Source organism: Streptomyces sp. NBC_01334 (genome assembly GCF_035983595.1).
GTDB lineage: Bacteria > Actinomycetota > Actinomycetes > Streptomycetales > Streptomycetaceae > Streptomyces > Streptomyces coriariae.
The window spans coordinates 6,552,502-6,574,811 of the sequence record NZ_CP130718.1 but is presented as its reverse complement, the minus strand read 5'-3'; the positions used below and the strand labels follow the sequence as shown (position 1 = coordinate 6,574,811).

25 protein-coding genes, 1 tRNA gene and 1 pseudogene are annotated in these 22,310 nt (G+C 65.1%); 5 read left to right on the top strand and 22 right to left on the bottom strand.

Features of this window, described 5'->3' with window-relative positions:
* Window positions 1–53: 53 nt before the first annotated feature.
* Window positions 54–542 (bottom strand): response regulator, encoded by a 489-nt coding sequence (locus tag OG736_RS29685; protein ID WP_442817091.1) that lies wholly within the window; start codon window positions 540–542, stop codon window positions 54–56.
* A gap of 168 nt (window positions 543–710) precedes the next feature.
* Here OG736_RS29685 and OG736_RS29680 point away from each other — a divergent pair.
* Window positions 711–782: transfer RNA gene (locus OG736_RS29680), tRNA-Arg, on the top strand.
* A gap of 232 nt (window positions 783–1,014) precedes the next feature.
* Here OG736_RS29680 and OG736_RS29675 read toward each other — a convergent pair.
* A pseudogene (locus tag OG736_RS29675) lies at window positions 1,015–1,460 on the bottom strand (tyrosine-type recombinase/integrase); the annotation flags it as partial.
* 192 nt (window positions 1,461–1,652) lie between these two features.
* Here OG736_RS29675 and OG736_RS29670 point away from each other — a divergent pair.
* Entirely contained in the window at window positions 1,653–2,723 is a 1,071-nt protein-coding gene (locus tag OG736_RS29670) for a pentapeptide repeat-containing protein (RefSeq protein ID WP_327185103.1), read from the top strand.
* Between the two features lie 307 nt (window positions 2,724–3,030).
* Here the strand turns inward: OG736_RS29670 and OG736_RS29665 are convergent, their stop codons facing one another.
* The 10 genes from OG736_RS29665 to OG736_RS29620 form a co-directional block, all read right to left on the bottom strand.
* Window positions 3,031–4,437 carry a tyrosine-type recombinase/integrase gene (locus tag OG736_RS29665; RefSeq protein WP_327185102.1) on the bottom strand — a complete coding sequence of 469 codons (1,407 nt, stop codon included), beginning with the start codon at window positions 4,435–4,437 and terminating at the stop codon, window positions 3,031–3,033.
* Window positions 4,434–4,604: a helix-turn-helix transcriptional regulator gene (locus tag OG736_RS29660; RefSeq protein ID WP_041669189.1), complete on the bottom strand. Its 171-nt coding sequence runs from the start codon at window positions 4,602–4,604 to the stop codon at window positions 4,434–4,436. The genes OG736_RS29665 and OG736_RS29660 overlap by 4 nt, the downstream gene beginning before the upstream one ends.
* Window positions 4,604–5,971, bottom strand: a complete 1,368-nt coding sequence (locus OG736_RS29655) for a replication initiator (protein WP_327185101.1) — start codon at window positions 5,969–5,971, stop codon at window positions 4,604–4,606. Before OG736_RS29655 ends, OG736_RS29660 begins: the two co-directional genes overlap by 1 nt.
* A gap of 100 nt (window positions 5,972–6,071) precedes the next feature.
* Entirely contained in the window at window positions 6,072–6,386 is a 315-nt protein-coding gene (locus tag OG736_RS29650; protein ID WP_314218866.1) for a SpdD protein, read from the bottom strand.
* A 20-nt stretch (window positions 6,387–6,406) separates the two neighbouring features.
* Window positions 6,407–6,562: a hypothetical protein gene (locus OG736_RS29645; protein ID WP_167467581.1), complete on the bottom strand. Its 156-nt coding sequence runs from the start codon at window positions 6,560–6,562 to the stop codon at window positions 6,407–6,409.
* Window positions 6,563–6,577: 15 nt separating this feature from the next.
* Entirely contained in the window at window positions 6,578–6,757 is a 180-nt protein-coding gene (locus tag OG736_RS29640; protein ID WP_030795965.1) for a mobile element transfer protein, read from the bottom strand.
* Window positions 6,758–6,772: 15 nt separating this feature from the next.
* Entirely contained in the window at window positions 6,773–7,486 is a 714-nt protein-coding gene (locus tag OG736_RS29635; RefSeq protein ID WP_314218865.1) for a DUF2637 domain-containing protein, read from the bottom strand.
* Between the two features lie 24 nt (window positions 7,487–7,510).
* Complete coding sequence (locus tag OG736_RS29630; protein WP_314218864.1) at window positions 7,511–7,729, bottom strand: hypothetical protein; 219 nt, start codon at window positions 7,727–7,729, stop codon at window positions 7,511–7,513.
* Window positions 7,730–7,811: 82 nt separating this feature from the next.
* Window positions 7,812–9,176, bottom strand: coding sequence for an FtsK/SpoIIIE domain-containing protein (locus tag OG736_RS29625; RefSeq protein WP_327185099.1), 1,365 nt, complete (start codon window positions 9,174–9,176; stop codon window positions 7,812–7,814).
* 5 nt (window positions 9,177–9,181) lie between these two features.
* Complete coding sequence (locus OG736_RS29620) at window positions 9,182–9,529, bottom strand: SCO3933 family regulatory protein (protein ID WP_327185098.1); 348 nt, start codon at window positions 9,527–9,529, stop codon at window positions 9,182–9,184.
* Between the two features lie 489 nt (window positions 9,530–10,018).
* Between OG736_RS29620 and OG736_RS29615 the strand changes: the two genes are divergently transcribed.
* Window positions 10,019–10,657 (top strand): hypothetical protein, encoded by a 639-nt coding sequence (locus tag OG736_RS29615; protein ID WP_314218862.1) that lies wholly within the window; start codon window positions 10,019–10,021, stop codon window positions 10,655–10,657.
* 29 nt (window positions 10,658–10,686) lie between these two features.
* On the opposite strand, the gene OG736_RS29610 is transcribed toward OG736_RS29615, so the two are convergent.
* The 8 genes from OG736_RS29610 to OG736_RS29575 form a co-directional block, all read right to left on the bottom strand.
* Window positions 10,687–11,541: a protein phosphatase 2C domain-containing protein gene (locus OG736_RS29610; RefSeq protein ID WP_314218861.1), complete on the bottom strand. Its 855-nt coding sequence runs from the start codon at window positions 11,539–11,541 to the stop codon at window positions 10,687–10,689.
* Window positions 11,538–12,389, bottom strand: a complete 852-nt coding sequence (locus OG736_RS29605) for a sigma factor-like helix-turn-helix DNA-binding protein (RefSeq protein ID WP_314218860.1) — start codon at window positions 12,387–12,389, stop codon at window positions 11,538–11,540. The genes OG736_RS29610 and OG736_RS29605 overlap by 4 nt, the downstream gene beginning before the upstream one ends.
* Before the next feature lie 175 nt (window positions 12,390–12,564).
* Window positions 12,565–12,966, bottom strand: a complete 402-nt coding sequence (locus tag OG736_RS29600; RefSeq protein ID WP_314218859.1) for an ATP-binding protein — start codon at window positions 12,964–12,966, stop codon at window positions 12,565–12,567.
* A gap of 96 nt (window positions 12,967–13,062) precedes the next feature.
* Entirely contained in the window at window positions 13,063–13,914 is an 852-nt protein-coding gene (locus OG736_RS29595) for a helix-turn-helix domain-containing protein (RefSeq protein ID WP_314218858.1), read from the bottom strand.
* 57 nt (window positions 13,915–13,971) lie between these two features.
* Complete coding sequence (locus OG736_RS29590) at window positions 13,972–14,499, bottom strand: SMI1/KNR4 family protein (protein ID WP_314218857.1); 528 nt, start codon at window positions 14,497–14,499, stop codon at window positions 13,972–13,974.
* A gap of 418 nt (window positions 14,500–14,917) precedes the next feature.
* On the bottom strand, window positions 14,918–16,264 hold the full coding sequence (locus tag OG736_RS29585) for a hypothetical protein (RefSeq protein WP_327185097.1): 1,347 nt from the start codon (window positions 16,262–16,264) through the stop codon (window positions 14,918–14,920).
* On the bottom strand, window positions 16,264–16,965 hold the full coding sequence (locus tag OG736_RS29580) for a hypothetical protein (protein WP_327185096.1): 702 nt from the start codon (window positions 16,963–16,965) through the stop codon (window positions 16,264–16,266). Before OG736_RS29580 ends, OG736_RS29585 begins: the two co-directional genes overlap by 1 nt.
* Window position 16,966: 1 nt before the next feature.
* Window positions 16,967–18,010 carry a DUF262 domain-containing protein gene (locus OG736_RS29575; protein ID WP_327185095.1) on the bottom strand — a complete coding sequence of 348 codons (1,044 nt, stop codon included), beginning with the start codon at window positions 18,008–18,010 and terminating at the stop codon, window positions 16,967–16,969.
* A 683-nt stretch (window positions 18,011–18,693) separates the two neighbouring features.
* Here OG736_RS29575 and OG736_RS29570 point away from each other — a divergent pair.
* Window positions 18,694–19,074, top strand: a complete 381-nt coding sequence (locus tag OG736_RS29570; protein WP_327185094.1) for a hypothetical protein — start codon at window positions 18,694–18,696, stop codon at window positions 19,072–19,074.
* A 3-nt stretch (window positions 19,075–19,077) separates the two neighbouring features.
* Here OG736_RS29570 and OG736_RS29565 read toward each other — a convergent pair whose 3' ends face one another.
* Complete coding sequence (locus tag OG736_RS29565; RefSeq protein WP_327185093.1) at window positions 19,078–19,428, bottom strand: hypothetical protein; 351 nt, start codon at window positions 19,426–19,428, stop codon at window positions 19,078–19,080.
* 825 nt (window positions 19,429–20,253) lie between these two features.
* Between OG736_RS29565 and OG736_RS29560 the strand changes: the two genes are divergently transcribed.
* Window positions 20,254–20,898 carry a hypothetical protein gene (locus tag OG736_RS29560; RefSeq protein WP_327185092.1) on the top strand — a complete coding sequence of 215 codons (645 nt, stop codon included), beginning with the start codon at window positions 20,254–20,256 and terminating at the stop codon, window positions 20,896–20,898.
* A gap of 557 nt (window positions 20,899–21,455) precedes the next feature.
* Here the strand turns inward: OG736_RS29560 and OG736_RS29555 are convergent.
* Window positions 21,456–22,307: a LysR family transcriptional regulator gene (locus OG736_RS29555; RefSeq protein ID WP_327185091.1), complete on the bottom strand. Its 852-nt coding sequence runs from the start codon at window positions 22,305–22,307 to the stop codon at window positions 21,456–21,458.
* Between the last annotated feature and the right edge of the window lie 3 nt (window positions 22,308–22,310).

Below are 22,310 nucleotides of genomic sequence, written 5' to 3'. Positions count from 1 at the left end.
CTGCTGCACCGCGTCACCGCTGCACCGACGCGTGTCAGATCTGCAGAACGGCCCTACTCGGCCCCTGAGCCCGCAGCGCCGGGCCCCGGCCCTGCACCCTTCCCCGCCCCTACGCCTTCCTCTGCCACGCGCACGGTCCCGCGCCCCAGCTCCAGACCCACACCTTCCCTGCGCTCCATCAACTCCCGTACGACGGAGACGAGTTCGGCAGGATCGAAGGGCTTGGCGAGGAACGCGTCGACGCCGACCTCGAGACCGGCTTCGACCTCGTACTGCGTACAGGCGCTGATGACGACAAGGGGGAGATCACGCGTCCGCGGATCGGCACGCAACCGAGCGGCGGTACGCAACCCGTCCAACCGGGGCATGACGACATCGAGCGTCACAAGATCCGGCTGCACCTGATGAACGACATCCAGACACTCGACGCCATCGCCCGCGGTCACGACCTCGATGCCCTCCAGCTCGAGATTGACCCTGATCAGCTGCCGGATGACCTTGTTGTCGTCCACAACAAGCACCCGGCCCGACGCGCCTGGCACAACTCGAGAGTAGGTCGGGACCGGCCACCGCGTCCGGGTTTTCCCCACTTCCACCCCGTGCGGGCGACCCACACCCCGCCCCGGACCCGCAGAAACCCGTTCATGAACACCCCGAGCGAGCTGGTAGTGTTCTACCCGTCGCCGCGAGCAACACCTCACGACCGACACGCCCCCGTAGCTCAGGGGATAGAGCAACGGCCTCCGGAGCCGTGTGCGCAGGTTCGAATCCTGCCGGGGGCACCTTGAATCAGGTGCCCAAAGACCCCGCCACCAGCGCTTTCGCTGAGGACGGGGTCTTGGCGTATGTGCAGCCATGTGCCGCTCGGAGCGGCTGTATGTCGGGTGCTGTGGACTATGCGTGGACTGGCCGCCGACCAGGAATCAGCAGGTCAACCCCGGAAAACGACGAGGCCCCCGGACCGTGGTCCAGGGGCCATCATGCCGCAGTGCGTGTGTCGGAGGTGTGTCGCGATCAGAGCCCGTTGCCGGGCTCGTCCTCCTGGCCGTCGTCCTCACCGAGGAGTTCGGCGATCCGGCGATTAGCGACGTCCTGCCGACCATCGAGGCACTTCGCGTAGCGGCTGAGGAGCACCTCGACGCTGTTGCCCGCGCGCTCCGCAACCTCGGTGGGGTCCACGCCGGCGTTGAGCCACGAGGAGAGCGCCGCGTGGCGCAGGTCGTACGGTCGAGCGGCGAGCGGCGAGCGGCGAGCGGCGAGGCCACCTGCTCCGGGGTGAGCGCCAGGTGCCGCGCCTCGTCCCAGACACGCCAGTACGTCGTCGAGGCGACCACTCCACCGCGATCATTGGCGAACAGCAGGCCGTCTTTGGCCGTGCCGAACTCCTGGGTGTGCGCGAGGAGTATGCGCACCAGGCAGGGCGGAGCCAGAACGATGCGGGGTTCGAGGGCTGTCCGCGATGCCCAGTGACGTCTCACGCTACGCCCCGCTCATCCCGTTTCGAACGCCACGAAAGCCCCGCTCAACGCCTGACATAATTTGTACCGAACGCATCTGAGATCAACTCCGTCAGCGCACGCCGCAACCTCAAGTTCCGCTCTGAAAAAGCCGATCAACACACGCCGGGGCTTTCTGCAAGCCATCATCCCGCCATGGGACTTCACATCAAGGCCAAGATCACCCGGCGCGCGGTAGTCTGCTCAGCCATCGCACTGCTCTCCGTAGCTTTCGTGGCCGCTCTCGTGTGGGGCCCCTGGTACATCGAGGACCAGCACATCCACGACAACAATGGGGCGCTGGTCCCGTCCGCGGGCATCATTATCACAGGTATCCGTACTGTACTGGTTGCCGTTGCCGCCAGTGCCATCGCAGGAATCGGCCTGTACTACACCCATAAGAGCCATCGACACGCCGAAAAGCTCTACCTGCACAGTCAGGACCAATTCGCTCATGCCCGCGATAAAGATCGCGAACAAGCTGAACTCACCCGCGAAGGCCAAGTCACTGATAGGTACCTGGAAGCCATAAAGCTGTTGGGCTCGGAAAACGTAACGCAACGTCTCGGCGGAATCTATAGCCTTGGTCGAATTATGCGCGACAGTGAGCGGGATTACTGGGCTGGCGCGGACGTTCTAGCTGCATTCGTGCGCACGTACGCTCGAAAGAACTCCTCAGGGAATGGTGAAGGAACGCACGTACATCGAGAGGACGTTCTCGCCGCACTAAACGTGATCGGCACAGCTCCAAGGCAGCCCAAAGGCTCGTCCCTAAGCCGATACCAGACGATTGACCTTTCAGGGACGGATCTAAGGGGATACGATCTGTACGACCTCGACCTAGATATGATCAAGTTTGATCGCGCAGACATGGCAGGCTGCGATTTGCAGGGCTCGACCCTTCGACGCAGCAGCCTTAAGGACGTCACGTTGCGAGAGGCCAATCTAGTGGGCGCGAACCTCTTCCGGACGAGGCTAATCAATGCGGATCTATCTCGAACGAACCTAACTCGTGCATACATGTCACAGGCCCACGTGCACGATGCAATCTTCGACAAAACAAACCTCAAGGAGACAATCGCTACCAAGATTTACGGCCTGCAATACAGTCAGGTCGACGACAGCTTGCACGATGAGAGCACGCAGTTTCCAGAGGGAATCAGGGACTGGCTCAAAACGAGGACGGAAGAGGAAGCGAGGGCAGCGGAGGAAGAAAATCTGCCCTAGATGAGTAGGCCGCGACATAAGGAAATTCTCCCGCCGCAATTGAGAGGCGCCAGCAGTCCTGAATGAGGCCAAGAAAGTGTCAGATGACCTCTGCTGTAACACGTCTGTCGACGAAGCCGACCTCATCGATGTGCGGAGCGGAAGGCGACTTCCGATTTGCTCTGGCTTCTCCTGCGCCCCGCGACACGCCTCCAACGCCGTGGACTGGCCGAAGGGCCGGATTCCGCATGGCCCTGGAAACGACGATGGCCCCCGGACCGTAGTTCAGGGGCCATCATGCCGCAGGGGACTGTGAGGGGTGCGTGGATCAGGGCCCGTTGCCGGGCTCGTCCTCCTGGCCGTCATCCTCGCCTAGGAGTTCGGCGATCCGGCGATTGGCGACGTCCTGTCGACCGTCGAGGCACTTGGCATACCGACTCAGCAGCACTTCAACGCTGTTGCCCGCACGCTCCGCAACCTCTGTGGGGTCTACGCCGGCGTTGAGCCACGAGGAGAGCGCGGCGTGCCGCAGGTCGTACGGTCGAGCGGCCAACGGCGAGGCCACCTGTTCCGGGGTGAGCGCCAAGTGCCGCGCCTCGTCCCAGACACGCCAGTACGTCGTCGAGGCGACCACTCCACCGCGTTCATTAGCGAACAGTCGGCCATCCTTGGCCGTACCGAACTCCTCGATGTGAGCCCGGAGCATGCGCACCAGGCGGGGCGGAGCCGGAACGATGCGGGTCTCGTTGGCGGGTCGATTCTTGAGGCCTCGGTTGTCGTGCACCTCCCCCGTTCCAGTCCACCGCTTCCCGACGGTCGGGCGGCTCTTCTCCAGGATCAGCGAGCCCCACCCTTTGTCCGGCAGTGTGCAGTCCGGACCCCGCAGAGCCACAGCTTCCGCCGGCCGCAGCCCACCGAAGTACATGCAGGCAAAGAGCGCGACGAGTCGGCGCCCACGGGCCCGGCGGTACCCACCGACGTACGAGACCGCGCCCAGAAGCTCAGCCGCCTGCCGGGGGTTCACCACGACTCGACGGTCAACTTCCTTGGTGACCTTGGGCAGCTTCCACTTCACGAGCGAGACCGGGTTCTCCGGGAGCTCCCCCAGCTCGACTGCGTAGGCCAGGGCGTTGAAGAGGACAGCCCGCTTGCGTCGCACCGTCTCAGCGGCAGCTGGCGCACCGGAAAGGGTGAGCTTGAGCGAGTCGAGGACGCTGCGGATGTCTGCCGGGTTCTTGAGCGTCGTCAGCGGTAGCGAGGCCTTGGCGACCCATCGAAGGGCGTTGGCGATGTCCACCGGCGGGGCCTCCTCGTCCGGGGCCTGGACGACGAAGGCCCAGCCGCGCAGGGCACGCCGCAACACATCATCCGCGGGGCGGCCGGCGCGGTCGCCCAGGAGGTGAGTCGTGACGAGCGTCATCGTCTCGTTCAGGCTGTCGCGGGAGTTCGGAGCGGCGTGCGGCCATTTCATGGCGACGTACGTCCGCGCGAAGTCGTACCAGGTGAGGGACTCTTTGATCGGCGCCATGGAGTCCGGGAGACCAGTTTCAGTGCTGAACGCCTCGCCCTTTTGCGCAGCCCGGAGCAGCTTTGCGCGGAAGTTGTCGGCGAGCGCCTTGGTCCGGAAGGTCCCGGAGAAGGGCGGGACCTCGCCGACCTTCCATCGCACGTCGTACGACGGCGTCTTGTACGGCCGCTTGCGGATGCTCCACACCTTCACGTCATGGGACTTCACGCCGCCTCCCCGAGCCCGTGGAGCCACGAGGTGAAGTCGCTGCGCCAGAAGCGGAGTTCACCGTTCGGGAGCTTGATCGCCTCTGGAGCCTGTCCCAGTTCGCGCCAGCGGTAGAAGGTGCGGCGGGAGACTCCGCCCAGCTCGGCGAGGATCTGCGGGACGGTCATCAGTTCGTCTCGTCGGCGGTCCACGACGAGTCTCCTTCCGTGTCCGGGGTGTCGGGTCGCCGTGAGGTGGCTAGCCAGGATTCGGCGGCGGTCAGGCCGGTACCGGCAACGCGCCAGTGCGAGAGGACGAGGACGGTGTCCGGGTCCGGGAGGGGGTGGCCGGCCAGAGCCGCCCGTTCGCGCGTGAGCGCTTCGTTGTGGTCGGCGCGTTCCTGGCGGAGGGTGCCGAGGGTGACGGAGTACGCGCGGGACTTGGTGGAGAAGTGGCCGCGGAAGCCGAGCATGTGAGCCCACTTGCGCAGCCGGAGTTCTTCGAGTTCGGGCAGTCCGCCGAGGTGCCAGCAGGTAAGGATCATCTGCCGGGCGTGGTCGGTGACGTCGGTGCCGATCAGGTCGGTGATGGGGTTGCGGATCGGGCGATCGATGGTGCCCGTCGCGCTCTCCGCGCCCTTGGTGGCGTACTTGGCGATGTAGGCAGCGACGGCCCGGCTGCTCAGGTGGGTGGTTCCGGCGAAGTCGGCGGAGCGGATGGGGCGGATGTCGAGCTGTTCGCCGAAGCGGAAGGTGTGGGCGCGGTCGTCGAGGGTCGGGCCGGGGGTCTCGGCGAGCCGGACGGCCGAGCGGATCGCGTCGGAGAGGAGTTCCGTCGTCGCCCAGACGGGCGGGGAGTCCTCGGCACCTTCGGGGCCGTCGAGGCGGATCACGGCATGGAAGTGCACGGCTCCGCGCCGCTGGTACTCGGCGACCTTGGCGTACGAGAGCTTGAGGCAGTGGCGCAGTTCGGAGCGGGTGATGTCCGCGCGGGAGGCGATCTGTTGGCGTAGGTAGGTGGTGAAGCGGGCCCACAGGGCACCGGCGTGCGCGTTCCAGAGGACGGCGGCGCGGTAGTCGTATCGCTCCGGGTTCAGCGGGGTACCGAGGGCGGGGTCGTCTTCCGGGTGGAGGCATCCGCAGCGGCAGCGACCGCCGCCGGGCCGGTTGTGGACGGGGCCGAAGGACGGCGCGGTGAAGGTGGCGAAGACCCGGGGGTGTTGGGCGACGGTCGGGCCGATCCCCTTGCCGCCGCTCAGGCCGGCCGTGACGAGGTGGAACGTGTCCTTGCGATAGACCTCGGCGCAGGCGGCGCAGCGGGTAGCGCGGCGGTTGTTGCAGCGGATGAGGAGCTGTCCGGCAGGAAGGTCGTGGTCGAAGATCTCGCGGACGATCTCGCCGGTCGCGGCGTGGACGTCGAGGCGGTGGCCCTCCATCCGTACGGGCCGCTCGCAGCCGCCGAGCCGCTGAACCTGGTGTGCGTAGGTGCTGAGGTCGCCGTGCTGGGCGAGGGCTGCCAGTTGGCGGATGGCTCCGGTGGAAGCCTCGGGGCGCATGTGCGGGTGCCTCCTTGGAGGGGCGGAAGTTCAGGACGGGCACCCGGCCTGCATAGGGGGCTAGACAGAGTGGGCAGGCCGGGATGCTGCGCAGATGAGGTCAGCGGCGGTCGCTCTTGAGAATCGAGCGGATGACGACCGCGCAGACGGCCACGGAAGCGGCAGTGATGGCGACCGCGAGGAGCATGGAGACGAGGACCGCGCCGACGACCAGGACCAGGGCTCCCCCACCGGCGGCGAGGGTGAGCACGCTGCCCGGGGTGAGTTGGACCGCCGGCCGGGTGGAGGCGGGGGCCGCCGGAACCGGGGCCGGGGCATAGGCGGTGGGGCTGTAGACCGACGGGCTGTAGGTCACCGGGGGTGTGCTGGCGGGCATCGGGGCGGTGTCCGGGCGGGGGTACTTGGGGGTGAACACGAGGCGGTCCCTTCTGTGGGTCAGTCGAGGAGCGTGGCGACGGCGGGGGCGAGAACGCTGTTGGCGACGAGGTAGCCGCCGAGGAGGAGCAGGGCGACCAGCCACCACGGCGGGCGGGCGAGCTGGATGCCGAGGACGGCGACGACGAGCACGGCGAACCAGAGAGGGACGGTCATGGCAGCGGTCTCCTGTCAGGCCTTGCAGCGGTGGGTGCGTGCGGCGAGTTCGGCGGCGGCGCGGCTGTCGTACTCGGTGGAGAAGTCGCAACGGGGCGCAGTGCAGGCCGCGAGGTGGCGGTTGCGGCCGCGGGCGATGTAGGAGGCGACCTGCACGGGGCCGATGCGGCGGACGTTGCGGAAGCGCGGGTTCACGGTGTTCGTCCCTTCTCAGAGGTGGGCGGCGACAGAGGGCGTCATGGACGGGGGCAGGCCGAGCCGGGCGCGGACGGCATCGGGGTCTGCGGCGAGACCGGTGGTGGCGCGGTGTTCCTCGGCCAGGGCCTGGGCACGGTCGACGAGGGCGGGCGGGAGGGTGACGGCCGGGGCGGGCGTCGGGGCGGGGACAGCCGCGACCGGTTCGGGGGTTGCGGGCGGCTCCGAATCAGAGTCCGGGCCGGTGACCAGGGCCGGAAGCGCGTCACGTTCGGGTGCGTCGACCGCAGTCGGGACGTGGGCCGGTTCGTTGTCCGTCTCGGGCGTAGCCGTGGCCGTGGGCGTGTCCGGGGTGCGTGGTGTGTGGGCGAGCAGGGTTCCGCCGAAGAAGGCGACGGCGGGCCAGCCGGCCACCACGACGCGGAGCGACGCGGGGACGTCGTCCAGGTCGAGGAGCCCGGCGGTGGCGATGTTGGCCCCGAGGGATGCGGCCAGGGCGATGAGGAACCACAGCCGCGGTCCCCCGGCCGGTTGTCCGGCGCGCTGCTGTTCGCGCATCCGGCGCCAGGCGGCGACGAGCAGCAGGTCGACGGAGACGGGGTAGGCCCATGCCTTCCAGCCGCCCTGTCCGGCCGCGTCGGCGAGGTCGTGAAGGTGCGAGAAGGACAGGGCACCCGCGATGACGGCTTGGACGATCACCGCATCTACGCGGGCGAGCTGGGCACGCATCGGCTCCCGATCCCTTCCGTGCGGTCAGTTGGCGGACTTGAGTGAGTCGGCACGCTCACGGGCCAGACGGGCCACCTCGGCGGCATCGGCGTCGCCAGGCGTGCAGGCCGCGATGCGCTCCAACAGGTCCGCCTTGCGGTTCATGAGCGCCGCATACTCGTCGGAGGTGCGGTCCGGGTTCTGGCGCAGCGCGGCCAGGTCGGCGATGAGTGCGCTGACCTCGGCGATGGAGGGGCGTGACATGGGCTTCCTTCCGGTTCGCGGCATGGGAGGGCTAGGGACTTGGCGCGAGGCGGTCACGCCAGCCGTGGGGAAGTTGGTGCGGCTACTCGGTCACCGGGCGGGCGGTGGGCACGCCGGCCGGGATCTGCGCCTTGGCGGACTCCACGGCGACGACGGGCCGGAAGGAGTCGAGGCGGGACAGTTCCGGCACCAGTGCCGCCGTGTCGCGGCAGATGGCCGCTGCCTCGTCGAGGGACAGGTGCGGTGAGCGGGCGCGGGACCAGCCGCCGGAGGAGTCGCCGACGATCGCGACGCCGGGACGTTCGGCCGGAATGGAGGTGGCGGCGAGGGCCGCTTCCGGGGAGATGTCGGCGAGCGCCATGTTCGCCGAGGACTCGTCATTGACCCGGTGGCAGATGCGGCCGGTGAGCTGGGCGCGAAGCATGGTCGCTCCCTTGCCGAGTTCAGAGCCGAAGCGCTGCCCGCACACTTCGAGATAGATGCCGGCCGCACGGCCGAGCTGGGCGATACGGATCAGCTTGGTGACCATGGCGTCGCGTCGCTTCTCGTCATCGCGGCTCGCGGCGAGGAAGAGTTCCGCCACCTCGTCGACAACGACCACGACCGGCACCGGCCGCACCTCGGCCGGCAGCCCCCACACGTCCGAGGTGAGCACAGCGTCCGGGCCCGCAGCAGACGAGAGACCGATCAGACGGAACCGTGCCTCCATCTCTTCCAGCAGGACGTCAAGGAGCTCGTTCGCCCGGTCCGGAGTGTCGGCGAGGGCAGACAACCGAGGTGCGAACGGAGCCAATTCGACGCCCCATTTGCAGTCGACCCCGACGAGGACGACCCGTTGCCGGGCCAGGCCGCACACCAGGTTCCGCAGATACACGGACTTGCCGGACTGCGTCGCGCCGAGGATGAGTTCATGCGGCACGGCGCGGAAGTCCCGTACGTGCCACCGTCCGTCATCCCGAAGCGCCAGCGGAAGGGTGAGCGGCCCACGCTGCTTCCACCGACGTGCGGGCTGCACATCGGAGAGCACGTCCCAGCCGATCAGGCGCAGTTCGAGCCAGCCCGGCTTGGTGGGGCGGATGTGCACGGCGTGCGCTGCCCAGGCGTGGCGCAGCCGGTCGGCCGAGGCCATGAAGTCCTCGGGAGCCTGCCCGGTCGCCATGCGCAGCCGCATCACGAGCCCGGACCCGGTCGGCCACGGCAGCGATCGCCGAGGCGGGACGGGGGCGGCTTCCCGCCCAATCATCCGGGCCGTGGCCCGACGGACGGCCGAGGCCGGGACCGTCAGGCCGCACGCGTCCATCGTGGCCCGGTAGGTGGTGAGTACGCGCAGCGCGACGAACGGGTAGCCGACCAGCCACCAGAACGCGACCGGTGCGCGGCGGCGCAGGATCAGCAGGGCGGCGAGTGCTAGCAGGCACAATGTCAGCGTCCAGACGGTGTCAGTCATGGCGTTCAGCCCTGCACCGGAGCCGGGGCGTTGACCATGACCGCGTCCGCGCGGTAGGCGATGCCGTGACGCATCCGCCCGCCGAACTCGCTCTCCCACGGCCGGGCGATGAGGCCGGGCAGGATGACCGGAGCTCCCATCACCAGACCCTCACCGATGCCCTTCTCGGGAACGGTGACCTTGATCAGGTCCGAACCGCCGGCCGCGATGAATACCAGCTCCAGCACCATGAGCCGGTCGTTGGTCACCGGGTCGACGGCGATCTCACCGGTCTGACGGTCCTTCACCTTGACCTCGGGCAGCTTGGTGACGAGGAGCGTCGCGGCCGAGACGTCTACGGGGATGACACGCATTTCGTGAACCTCACTTGGTTGGCGGTGCGTTAAGTCCGCTCCGCTGGGACCGGATACCCCCCTAGACAGCAGAGGGGCGACCCCTGAACTGTCTAGGGGGGTTGACGACTACGTTAACCGACGGACCGTCAACTGTCTAGGGGGGTATACGAATCGGTCTCGACGCACGAACGGCGTATGACCGGTCGCCGCTCCCGTGCTCGAATGCCTAACGTCGTGAGGCAAGGGGTTCGGCGCGCCTTGGACCGCAGCCAAGGTGAGGGCACCCAACAAGGCGCAGTCGCATCCCAGCCCTAGATCCTGCTGATAGCTTCACGCGCGTTTGCCGGTGGTATCACGCCCATCCGAACAGAAGCGGGGAGGCCGGTGAAGACGAGAGCCGCACCCGCCTGGCGCACGCTCACGGCTCTCGTGGGTTCAGGGTCATTCGGTTTAGGTGCCCTTGCAGTCTTTGCTACTCAGAACGGGACCGGCTCTGCGGCCCTCATCATGCTCGGCGGCATTTTGCTCACCCTCGCCATGCTCGGCAGCCAGATCGAAAGCCTTGAGTTCGGAGGCGCCACGCTGAGGATGCGGGCCGCCGCCGCAGACAGGTTTGAATTGGCGGAGGAGTCCGAGCGCCGGGGTGACATCGCTACCGCCACCAAGTTGCGTGCAGAGGCGAGCGCCTTGATGGACGCTGCGAGACCTATCGCTGCCGACTACAGCTCAGTACGACGGTCGATGCGTCCCGGCGCCTCGCGTACACAGGCCTTGGAAGAGGTGGTTGCCCGTGCGCGCCGCTTGGCGCAGGAGGAGTCCTTCGAGCCGGCCGAGGTCACGCGCTGGCTGCAGGACGGAACGGAGGAACAGCGCATCACCGCGTTGGCAATGATGCAGGCCAGCCCTGAACTGCGAAACTTCGAAGCCACCCTTGCCGTCATCGCCCAGTCGCGCACCCCGTTCGAGCAGTACCACGCCATGCTGCTCGCGGCGCAGATGGTCGACGTACTCGACGCAGACCAAGCCAGGCGGCTAGCTCAAACAGTAGAGGCGCAAAGGGGCGTTCGCTTCCGAATGGACTCGGATCGCCAGCAGCTTGGGATGGAGATCCTCCGGAAGGTGCGCGAGCGTCCACAGGGGCACTGACGGTCGGGCTCTCCCCGCAGAAGATGCCGTCAACGTCGCGACGTATCGCCCGCGGAGAAGGCGGGACGCAGCATCCAGTGCAGGGCGGTGGCGTCATCCTGTGCCTTGCCTCGAGGCCAGCGTCGGCCATCAGGGTCACTCGCCTCAGCGCTCCGTACACGCCGAAGCAGCTCCGCGGGCCCTGATGAGTCGAGGACGCGCAACGTCCCTTCCCAGGTACTGAGTGCGAATGAGTCGACGAGTCGCGTCGCACCGTCACTCAGCAGCGTCACGGACGCCAGCGATTCCAGCGGTACCACGCCGGTGAGGGCGTGCGCCGCCGCTTGCGGATCGGGCCCGGCGATCCAGAAGCCACCCGGCCGGTTGCGGAGCCCTGTCAGGGCGTCGCGGTACAGCGCCAAGGCAACCCCGTGTTCGGGTGAGCCTGTGAGCAGTTCATCGACCGGCGAGCGGAGGCGCTTGCCGACCTCGTCCAGGCGCTGATCAGTGACGACAGTCGTCTTACCGTCCTGGTCGGCGAGGAGGAGCGTCGAGTCACCAAGCACGAGGTATTCCAGAGCTTCCGCGCCAGCCCGGACGGCGACGACGGTACTGGTCGGACTGGCCCGATAGGTCAGGTCACAGCTGTCCTCATGCAGGGACCGAACGACTCGGATCGCGTCGGCCAGACAGTCGGCGAGCGGCCGGGCCGGGTTCGCCGTGATGGTGCTCAGCAGCAGCCCGCCGAGCGTTGAGGAGAACCAGGCGATGCCGTGCGTACACCCGGTCTCCGCACCGGCCACGCCGGCCCCGTCCAGGAGAACAGCCGCCCCGGCAGCCGCGGCGGCGAAGTCCTCGTTTTCCCGCCCCGGTTCAGCAGGTAGTGAGGCGAGGGCGACGTTCACGCCGTCGTCTCCTCGTCGTGCCGGTAGAGGGGGGTGAGCAGTTCGACGGACTGCGGTTCGCCGGTCTCAGGGTCGTATTCGACGCCGACCAGCGTGGAGAAGCGATGCTCTCCCACCTGGCCCCACAGCGTGCTCAGGTCGGAGGCGAGCAGCTGGACGACGCCGAGGGATCCTTCAGTGTGGATTCCGGCGAGGGCGAGCACCGAGCCGTTGCCGTCCGGACGGGGCAGCCGGCCAAGGTAGCCGACGTCGTACGGGCGGTTTGAGTCGGTGTCCTGCCCCGCGCGGTGTGCTGTGCCGGTACGACGGTCCACCAGCGCCCATGGTTCGCCATCGGGATGTTCCCAGCTGAGTACCGGATCCTGTGCGTAGAGGTCGCTCATGTCCTGGGACATGCCCGGCCCGCAGACGACGACCAGGCCGTCACGGTTGAGGTCAACCTCACCACTCACGAGCACGTTGCCGGAGCTGACATCGAGCCCGTACGACTTCGCCAGCTCCTCCAGGCGCTTCCCAGAGTTCACGTCAGCCATGGCGACGACCGTGCGCTTCTTGTCGTCGTCCCACCGAAGCGGAGTCACGACCGTGACGGCACCCGCACCGAGGAACGCACCCTCGGGCGCCGGGCCGGTATGCCGGATCTGATGGATCCGCCCGCGGCTCAGGCCGGCCTTCTCGGCGATCTGCGCGTACGACAGCCCTTGCGAGTGGAGGTCCTGAACCACACGACGGCGGAGTCGGGCCAGTTCGGTCACCTCCTGCTGAGCATCGGCCAATCGCGTCGTGACCTCACGCAGGAGCAGGTACGGATCATCAATCGCCATGATCCGCTGCAACTCGTCCGACATGACCACACCTCCTAGAAGTAACCAGGAGTCTAGGGCCCTAGACGGAATGGGCGGGAGCCGCCTGCCCGAATGAACACCGATCACATAGAAGCCGGCCCGGCGCCGAGGCACTCCACGAGGGCTCACCCGCTACTGCCCACGAGGCAGCTACGGATCACCGCCGCGCACGAACCCATCACGAGCCGTTCCGAGCCAGCTCGGCCCAGACGCAGCGAGCACCCGAGGGCCGGTCCTTCACTCCCCAGTCTTTGGCACAAGCGGCAATCATCATCAGACCGCGGCCATCCTCTTCCACGCCTCTGGCCACGCTTCGAACCTGCGGCTCCTCGTCTCCGCCTTGGTCGACGACTTCGACGCGGACCAGGTCGTCACGGAAGTGGACGACCACGAGGAACCATCCGCGGTACCAGCCGCTCCGCGTATGCCGGACAGCATTGGCCGCCAGCTCCCCGACGACCAGGACAGCGTCGTCGACGAGGTCTGGAGCCTCATCCTCAAGCAGGGCGGCGACGAAGTGACGGGCCTGTGCCACCTGCCAGGCCAGGCCGGGAAACATGCGGCACCAACTTTGGGACATGGGAACACTCCTCCTCGTCTAGGGGGCTAGACGACACAGCGAGCAGGGTATTCCCACGGATGACCAATGAGCCAGGCATCTTGAGGAATTATTCCTCTAACGGGTGGCGAAGTCTTCCATCTCCCGAAACTCCTGCATCACCCGAAGCAGGAGCTCTCGCACCTCAGAGCCGAAAAGCGCAGCCTCTTCGAAGCGCCGGAAGGTCTCCTCGTACGCGGCAACCTCGTCGGAGTCGTCCAAGACCCGCTCACCGCGGAAGGACTCAACAACAACCGCTCCCTGGTCGCACAAGGTGAACCCGTGACGAGGCAGGACCGGAACGGCCCGACGCCAGGGGATCACCCCGAGGCGCACAGTACTCAGACTCTCGACAGCCAAGAGCCGGTCGAACTGGGCAAGCATCAGCGAGGGATTCCCCGGCCAGGTCCGCAACACAGCTTCCGTCAGCACGAACACCGACTCGCGACCCGGCTCGTACAAGAGACTCTGCCGCTCGACACGCGCAGCGACAGCCCGACCGACTGCCTCAGGCGTCGAGTTCGGCGCGCTCGCGAACACGTGCCGGGCGTACTCGGCACTCTGGAGCATGGCCGGCAGAACGACGCACTGGAACGAGCGAACCAGCCGAGCAGACCGCACTGCCTCATCCAGGACCGACCCGGCAAGAGCCTCATCGTCGGATACCGCGGCGGCGTCCGGCGCAGCTTCCACGGCGACTAGGAGGTCACGCACCTCACGAGAGGTCAACTCGTCGAGATCGAGAGCCAGCGACAAGCGCCCCAGGACGTCGAGGCTAGGAACCATGCGCCCGTTCTCCACCTTGGACACGGTCGGTTGCCCCACGCCAGCCCGCTGCGCCAGAACGGCACCCGTCAGGCCAGCCTGTGTTCGGAGCCCTCGAAGGCGCACCCCGAGCGCCTTCATCAGCTCCCGCCGCTCACTCCCCATACCCAGGGTTCTACACCACTGAGCGGAGGGACCTGCCCTTAACAGTTGGGGACCGAGTCAGCGGCAGAGCTCCATGATGGTGTCATCGAAGTCTGGGAACTCGCGGGTCGCCTGCTCGATGACGGCAGCTGCCGGCTGCTGCTGGTCGGCCGCGAATCGTTCCGCGACGGCCATGAAGTCGGAGTTGAGCGACGGCGTCCAGTCGGGTTCGTCCGAGGTGGCCGCTTCGCAGGGGCCGAAGCCGCCAGCCAGCAGCCACAAGAAGGCGCTCAGATCACGTGCAACGACACCGGTCTCGCCCTCGGAACCAAGGAAGACCACAGGCTGATCGACAAGCGGGCAGCTGGGGCGGATCAACCAGAACGCCGCGAATCCGCCCGAGCCGTCCTGCCCAAACACGCGGAACCCGTCGCCACTTAGCTCTGCATTCCCAGTCCAGGCCCGGAACCAGTCCGTGGTCTCCTCCGCAGACAGGAAGGCTGCGAAAGGTTCGAAGTCGACCCCGTCGCCGTCGTTGTAATCGAACGGGACCGCCAACGCCGCGGCCAGGGCAGCTGGGAACTGTCGATCATCGGTATGGATCACGAGGACAGGCTAGCGACCGGCGTGTACCTGACGACTGCCGAGGATTCGCCTCTGCCGGCCACACCCCGGTAGCGAGACCATGATTCAAACTTTCTCTACTGGTTCAAGGCGGCTCGCTCCGCTCCCCGCGCGCGGCCCGGCCCCCGGCCGGGCCTGCGCTCCTGTCTCCGCCCCGCTCCAGCCCGGCCGGCGCCCGTGCCGCACACACAACGATCAGCCAACAAGCGCCAAAGAAAAGGATGGGGTGAGTCGTGAGTCGTGGCTGGGACGGCGGCTCCGCGGCTCAAGCAAGCCAATCAGGCACGGCCCTCGAAGATCGTGGCCCCAACGCCGCGCTCTGCCAGCAGATCTACAGCTACTCGACACTCCGGAAGTAGCGGCCATGATCACTCGCGCCCAACCAGATCCAATAAAGCCGCTATGCCGGCTTACGGACGAACGTGACCACACTCTCAGCAACTTGCGACTTCTTATACTCTCGCGCAGATCTATTCAACGTAGTCAATGTTCGCTTTACGGGAAATTGCTCCAGTCGCACGAGATCCCAACCTCGAGCGCGTGCCTCATCTACGCAAATGTCTGCCAGAGGCACGTGCTCATCTTTATAGTAAGAATCTTGAACTACCATGCAGAGATTTCCGCCGGGCCGCACGACTCGGGTCATTTCATCAAAACCGGACGAAAGGTCACGTAGGTACTGCCATGTCTGCTTCAGATAGTACCCGCTCGACGCTTTACTACTATGCGAGGAAACCCTCTTGATGAGGTCTTCAGCAACCACCCCTGGCTTGAACGAGTGATTGGATTTATCGCGAATAAGGGTGGTACCCATTAGTCCGGCCCGCAGTTCTCTGCTATTCATCACGTCCACGCCCAAGACCGCGAGCTCTCGACAATAAGCAATGCCATAATCAATGCGCGTCAGGTAGGGGGGGGAAGTCAGGATCACATCAATCGAACCAGTTCCGATTGGCAGACGATCTGAAGAGGCGGTTAGGAGAGTCGTAGTACCAGAGCCGAACGGCGAGGATTTCAGTCGCTCGATAAGATATTCCTGCTCCGCAGCGATCAGGCTATCCAGATCAGCATGTGTGATCTCAATAAGCTCATCGTATGTCCGAGCTCGCTTAACCCAGGTTGGATTAGTACCCTCGAACTTCTTGGTCACCATTCGGACAACACGAAAGAGACTCACCAAGCCCACAACGCGAGCCTCAAGGGGTTGGCCGTGAAGGCTGCTAGTCCATTCCCTTATCTGCTTAACCGTCGCTGCCGCAAACCAATTCGACAGCGCGTCCTTGGCGCCACCCAATGGCTCGACAGACCCTTGGGGCGAAAACGGTCGTTGACCCTGCGCTCCTACCTGACAGCGAAGTTGAGCAACCAAATTCGCTACAGGATTCCTATCGACTCCGAAGGAAGGGTGTCCGTCACACTGTGCGGCCAGCGTGGTCGTGCCGCTTCCATTCCACGGGTCTAGCACCACTTTCCTTGGATCGCCAGCCGACAGCTCATTGAGCTGCTTGCGGGCCCAATCAAAAGCGAAACCGGCGTAGTAAGGAAAAATATCGGCCAAACCAGCAGTGTCAATGGGCGGCTTCTTCGGCGACAAAACCCGTGGCTTCTCTAGGAAGTCGCTCGACACAGGCAGAGGTAGCTGCAAAACCTCGCTTGGTCCGCCCTGTGGGTGACTTCTCTCCACGGCCTCTTCTCGCTTACTCGAATGTCGATGGACTAATTGTACAGCACGCTTCAGCAGCGCCATCAAGGGGTATTTGGCTTTCTACCCTCAAGCCAATACCAAACCCCCAAGTGGAAATGTTGGATCAATTCGCTCAGACGATGAATCATCTGGCGGAGATCGGCAGGCCTCTTACTTCTGCCGATAACTGCCGGGTCCTCCGTCCAATGAGCAACGTTGTTTCTTTTGCTCTTGATTTCCTTGAGGAGCAGGGAGTCATTGGGGTCGTTTTTCCAGTCTCCCTGAAGGCCTAAAATCATCCACAAGGCCTGGAAATGCTTTTCACCGATAGTCTGCCCATCTGCCAGCTTGAAAAGGTCACCAAAATCCAAGACTGGGCGGGAATCCTGTTCATGCGACAGGACCGTTTGCACTATGCCCGCCCGCTCTATGAGCGAAGACACGTTATCGTTTCCGCACTTTCGGAAAGTTACCGAATCCATAGCGGCGACTAGCGAGGCCGGCAGGTGCCTTCGCTCAATTCCAAGACTTAGTACATCTGCCGCAAGCGCCGCAGGAAGCTGGCGCATGAGCTCCTCAAGTACTCCGCCCATAACCACATACGAAAGAGCTCTGTTTATCGCAGAGAAACCTTCGTGATCGAACTTCGTTGCCGCATGCGGGCTGGCCCCTTCTGCGCGATCCAGTGAATCGAGACGACGACGCTCACGGTCAAGTTGCTCTACCGCGCTCTCAAACACTGCATTGATTGTAAGGATCGCCATGTCAGGAGAAAAGTTCCTGTGAACGGAGGATCCTACCGCGCAGTTTGGGGCGACTGTTTGTGCCTGAGGTACTAAAACCTACCAACTTTTCGTCATTCGCCCATCCTGCCGCAGGCTTCTTAGGCTGCTTGCCTTCCTTAAAAATCCGTGCGATCCCAATAAGAACACCTTCGAGTTGATTGACTGGAGTCACAGAGACTCCTACTCGGGTGAAGTGCCCTCCAGTGACCGACCGCAAGTGAGAAACGGAATCAAGAAATAGCCTTCGATCCGCTTCAAGGTCAGTGTCATCGGCGCGACGTTTAATGTAATTGTTAAGGAATCCGATGACATCGCCGTCAAAGTCGTCCATTCCATCCATGTAGGCAAAGAATTTCAGCACGATCTCTTCTGCGGTACCATCCATCTTATTTTTGGGTTGCAGCTTCAGGAGCGACTTGTACTCTTCCGTACCTGCCAGCTCCTCTACCATATTATTGAACGGGCCACGGAACACGCAGCTGCGGATCTCCTGAGGCGTCAGGGCGACAGCACCTGCATTCAAGCGCCGGAAAAGTTCGAATCGCACTTCCGGATCCGACTTATCGCTAAGTACTTGAACGCGAACATATCGCTTGCCGAGCATTAGTCGGATCGGCATTGGGAGATCTTTGTAAGACAAGCCTGAGAATTTCTTCAGCTGATTAAGGTCGGTCAACTGGAGTGGCTTGTCAGCGAATTGCAGTTCTTCGGCGTTGGGTACATCGATGCCATAGAATTTCAGTATTGTGGCCGTGCGCTGTAGGCCATCAACGACGTCCCAAGTCCCGTCTTTATTGGTGGCCACAAAGATGGCCGGAATCGGGAGGCCGAGCAAAAGGGACTCAATTAGCGCGGACTGGACGGCATCCGGCCAGCGGAATTTACGCTGATAGGCCGGTGCTACTCGAATCTCTTCTTCTTCAACCATTCGGACGATCTCGCGAATCGACAGGTCAAAGTACTCGGTATCAACGGCTCGCCGATGAGTTTCCAACTCGGCCTGCAGATCAGTGGTGGTATCCAACCCCTTATCCTCCCATAGTAGGCAAAAACACTTATACGCTCAAATGCCACAAATAGACCACTCGGCTTGGGCCGTGATCGAGGATATTGTGACGGAGTAGGTAGCCACAATGTGGCCACTCACAATGTGCTCTTGAAGACGCACCCTCTCAGCTCCCGGGCTCTCTTCGACCACAGCAAGGGCGACAACTGGCAGTGGGTGGCTCAAGCCAGTCGGGCCAACGTCAAGCACGACGTGGGGGCGCTCCGTGCCAGGTCGACGCCGAGGCTGCCGCCACTCGCGTCTGCAACGAACTCCACACCTGAGATCGCCCACACCGCTTCCACGGCTATCGGCAAACGCGACATATGGAACTGGCGACTGATCTCCACACCGGTAGGTGAGCCTCTGCCTGACAAACTTGTAACGTGGCTGAGGCCAGCGGGGGTGCAGCGAGGCATACGCGTGCGTGATCGGCCAGCGCACCCACCGTCGTGGCTGACTGTCGTTGGCTGAGGTTCGTGCCACTGTCGTGCCAGATGCAGGGGTCACCCACGGTCAACGAAGGGGTCTCACCTAGAGTTTTTCGTGGACCGAGCAAGCATCAAAGCTCCAGGTCAGCACCGCCACTCCTCCGCCTCTCTCCTGTAGCGGGTGTCGCAGGTTCAAATCATGCCGGGGGTACTTCTCGTATGCTCTGGCGCATGCGACGCACCTTGGTGCTGCTCGCCCTCGCCGCTCTCGCGCTGGCCGGCTGCACCACTCAGGAGGACAAGGCCGCGAGGTACTGGAACGGCTACCGGTTCGGCGAGCAGACGGCGACGGCCTACGCGAAGCGCGTCCTCGACACTAACTTCACGTACTGCACGACCGGCGGGGAGGTGGCCGCCCGGCAGGACATGTGCACCCGCCCCGGCGGCCCCGACACCCGGTACCCCACCTCCGTGGGACAGCGGGAGTGCGCAGACGCGCTCCCTGACGGCCTGGATAGCGACGAGCGCGACGCATGGAACAAGGGTTGCATCACCGGCATGGTTCTCGGTGTGCCGGACGTCGTGACGTACGGGGCCGATCCTCAGAAGTGAGCCTCAGGACAGTCTTGTTGGCTGGCCAAGTCGTGCATCGGACGGCTGCGGTAGGGCATCGCCTGTCAGCTCTTCTTGGCAGGCGTCCCGGAGACGTTCGTCCATTTGAGCCGTCAGTTCAGTCAGCCGCGCGTACAGCGCCTGTTCTTGCTTGGACAGGTTTCCGGACTTCATCCTCGCCAACAACTCTTGCGTGGCATCGGACAGAACACCCAGGCAGGTTTGAGCCGCATCGTTGAAGCCGCGATCGTACACACTGAAGTAATAGGCGCGTGCGCTCTCCACCGCCCCGTCCTTGGCCGCCTCCCCTACCGCGTGGCCAATCTCGCGCCACACCTGCTTACCCCTCGACATATTGCCCCTCCCCTTCCCCATATTCGACAACGAGTTGCTGAAGGTACCGCCCGGCGGGCCCAGTTGGCGATCTCAACCGCTTACGCCCGGCTGGTGACTGCCTACCCCGCTGCGGGGCCTTCGCCGAGCGAACGGCTTGCGACCTGGATTCCGGAACCTGCGCTCACGCTGCGGCAGTAGCGCAACTGTGGAGGAGGCCCCCAGTGCCGAGCCTGTCACCAAGGCGAAACGAGGTCCCAATCCTCCTTCCTCCCCCTGTGAAGCAGTCCGTCCTCGACGCAGCTCTGCGCGCCGTCCTACGCGCGCCGCCAGCCCCAGGCGCTGTGTCACTGCGCCGCCGACACCCCGACGTCTTCAGCCCCGCCCGGGAGCTCACTCGGCAATGGTCAGGTCCCGTGGACTACCCGTGGACTCGCCCTGCCGAATTTGCCACGTGAAAGGCCGTGACCTGCTGCGTTGCCCGAGACTCAAGGGGCCTCCGGAGCCGTGTGCGCAGGTTCGAATCCTGCCGGGGGCACCTGGTACGAGGTGCCCAAAGACCCCGCCACCAGCGTTTTCGCTGAGGACGGGGTCTTCGCGTATGTGCCGGCAAATGCAGCCCGGAGCGGCCGTATGTCGGCGTCTGTGGGCGAGGCTCGGACGGGATCTTGAAGCATTCCCACAGGCGACGAGGCCCCTCTGAGTCGAGCAGCGCTGCTCCTCATTGTCGTCGTCCCGGTCTTGGACCATGTGCCGCGAGTGGAAGCATGAGCACGGCCAAGGGACCGTGGTGCCGTCCTCCATCGCCGGTCCGAAGACAGAACGAATGGACGAGTTGGGGGCCTCGTGGATGTGACCACGCTTGCCGTCGCGCTGATCAGTGTCGGCGGAACGCTAGGTGGAACTCTGGGCGGGGCAGTGCTCAGCCAGCGCGCCAGCCGGGCCGAAGCAGCCGAACAAAACCAACGTGCCGACCGTGAACGAGAGCAGGAGCGCGAGGGACAAGCGCTGCAAGCCAAGCGCGATCTCTATGCCCATCTGAACACCGCAGCTCGCGCTTACCGGATCGCCGCCCAAGACTCGGTCCGAGCGACCGAACGCGGTGAAAGCGTCGACCCGGCACTCCTCGATGCTGCCAAGGAAGCCTGGGCGGACCAGTACTCCCACGCGCAGATGGCATTGGCGAAGGACGTCCTGCAAGTGGCCTCGGCCCTCAACAGGTCGCTCCAAATCGGGTACTCAGTCGTCAAGCAGTTGCCGAGCAGCCCTGATGCCGGCGAGGCGTATCAGCGGGCAAAGACGTGGTTCAGCGGCCCACTGTCGGACGGCGTCTACCTGCTACGGGTCACACTGCGACACGACCTCGGCATCGAGGTCGACACCCACTTCGAGCAGGCACGGTTGCAGATGCTCACCGCACTCGACGCGTCGGAGAAGAACCTCGAGCGCCTACTCGCTGCAGAGCGAGTACAGGCCGCTGGATCAAGTTGACGGACAGCGCAAACGAGGAGGCCCCTGGATCGGACGTCCACGTTGTCGGCCAGGGGTATGGAGTGCGGAACCCGTCAGCCGTGGCGTGCCAAGCGGTTCAGCTCGGCTCCCACTCGCCGTTCCCCCGCCAGTCCCTTCTGCCAGGAGTCCCACTCTGTGGGGCGCCGCAGAAGCCTTGCGACTGCGGTGCCCCACCAGACCCCGGCCGGATCCATCGAGCAGCTCACGGAGGGACTCGCCGGGAGGGTTGACGGCCAGATCGTCCGCCGGTGTCAGAGGCGGCAGCATCGGCCGAGCTTCAGGCTCGGGTGACCTCTGCGGCGGGACTGCATCCGTGGTGTTCTGTACGTGGTGTGTCGGCACAGCGATCACGTCCTCGCGATGTTCACCGCGCAAGACCGTGATGTTCCCGGTTTCGAGGTCGGCCCAACCGACCGCGGTGCCGTCAGGCAGACTCGCGTACAGGCGATCATGCCCGTACCGCGTCCACCGCGTGACCTTCAGCTGCACGAGGCCCCCTCTTCACTCCGGGCCTGAACCATCGCAGCAGCCAGTTCTCAATCGCGGTACGCGGCTGTCGCGATCTCGATGAACGATCGGATCAACGGGTTGGTGTCACCCTCGTTCCACACCGCCACCACTCGGCTTGGCGCCATGTCGGTCAGCGGGACCACGGCCAGCTCTGCGGGCAGGTCGTGCCCGAGCGGGGCCAGGCCGACCGTGCCGTTCCACAGCACGGCCTGCAGGCATTCCTGGACGACGCGCACCACCGGGCCCTCGCGCGGCTCGCCGCCGTTCCAGTACGACTGCCAGATCGGGTCGGTTCCCTGCGGGAACTGGAACCAGTGACGTTCGCCCAGGTCGGCCAGCTGCAGCCGGTCGCGGCGGGCCAGCGGATCATCGGCGCGCAGGACCACGCCCACCGGATCGGTACGCAGCTCACGGACCGTCAGGGCGGTCTCGTCGAAGGGCGCCCGGGTCAGGGCGACGTCGACCAGTCCGGCGCGCAGCCCGCAGGTCGGGTCGGTCAGGTCGGTGTCGCGGATGCGGATGTCGATGCCGGGGTGGCGTCGACGGTAAGCGGCGGCCAGCCTGGTCGCTCCCGGGTCGGTGCTGTCGCCCAGGATGCCGACGGTGATGGTCGCGACGCCGGCCGCCGCGCTCACGCGTACGCGGAGGCGGTCGGCCTGGTCGAGCAGGGCCCGCGCCTCGTCGAGCAGCACCCCGCCCACCGGGGTGAGCGTGACGCCGACAGGCGAGCGGGCGAACAGCAGGGCACCGACCTCGGTCTCCAGCTGCTTGATCGCCCGGCTCAGCGGCGGCTGGCTCATGTGCAGTCGAGTGGCGGCCCGGCCGAAGTGGAGTTCCTCGGCGACCGCCACGAAGTAGCGCAGGGTGCGTAGCTCCACGCT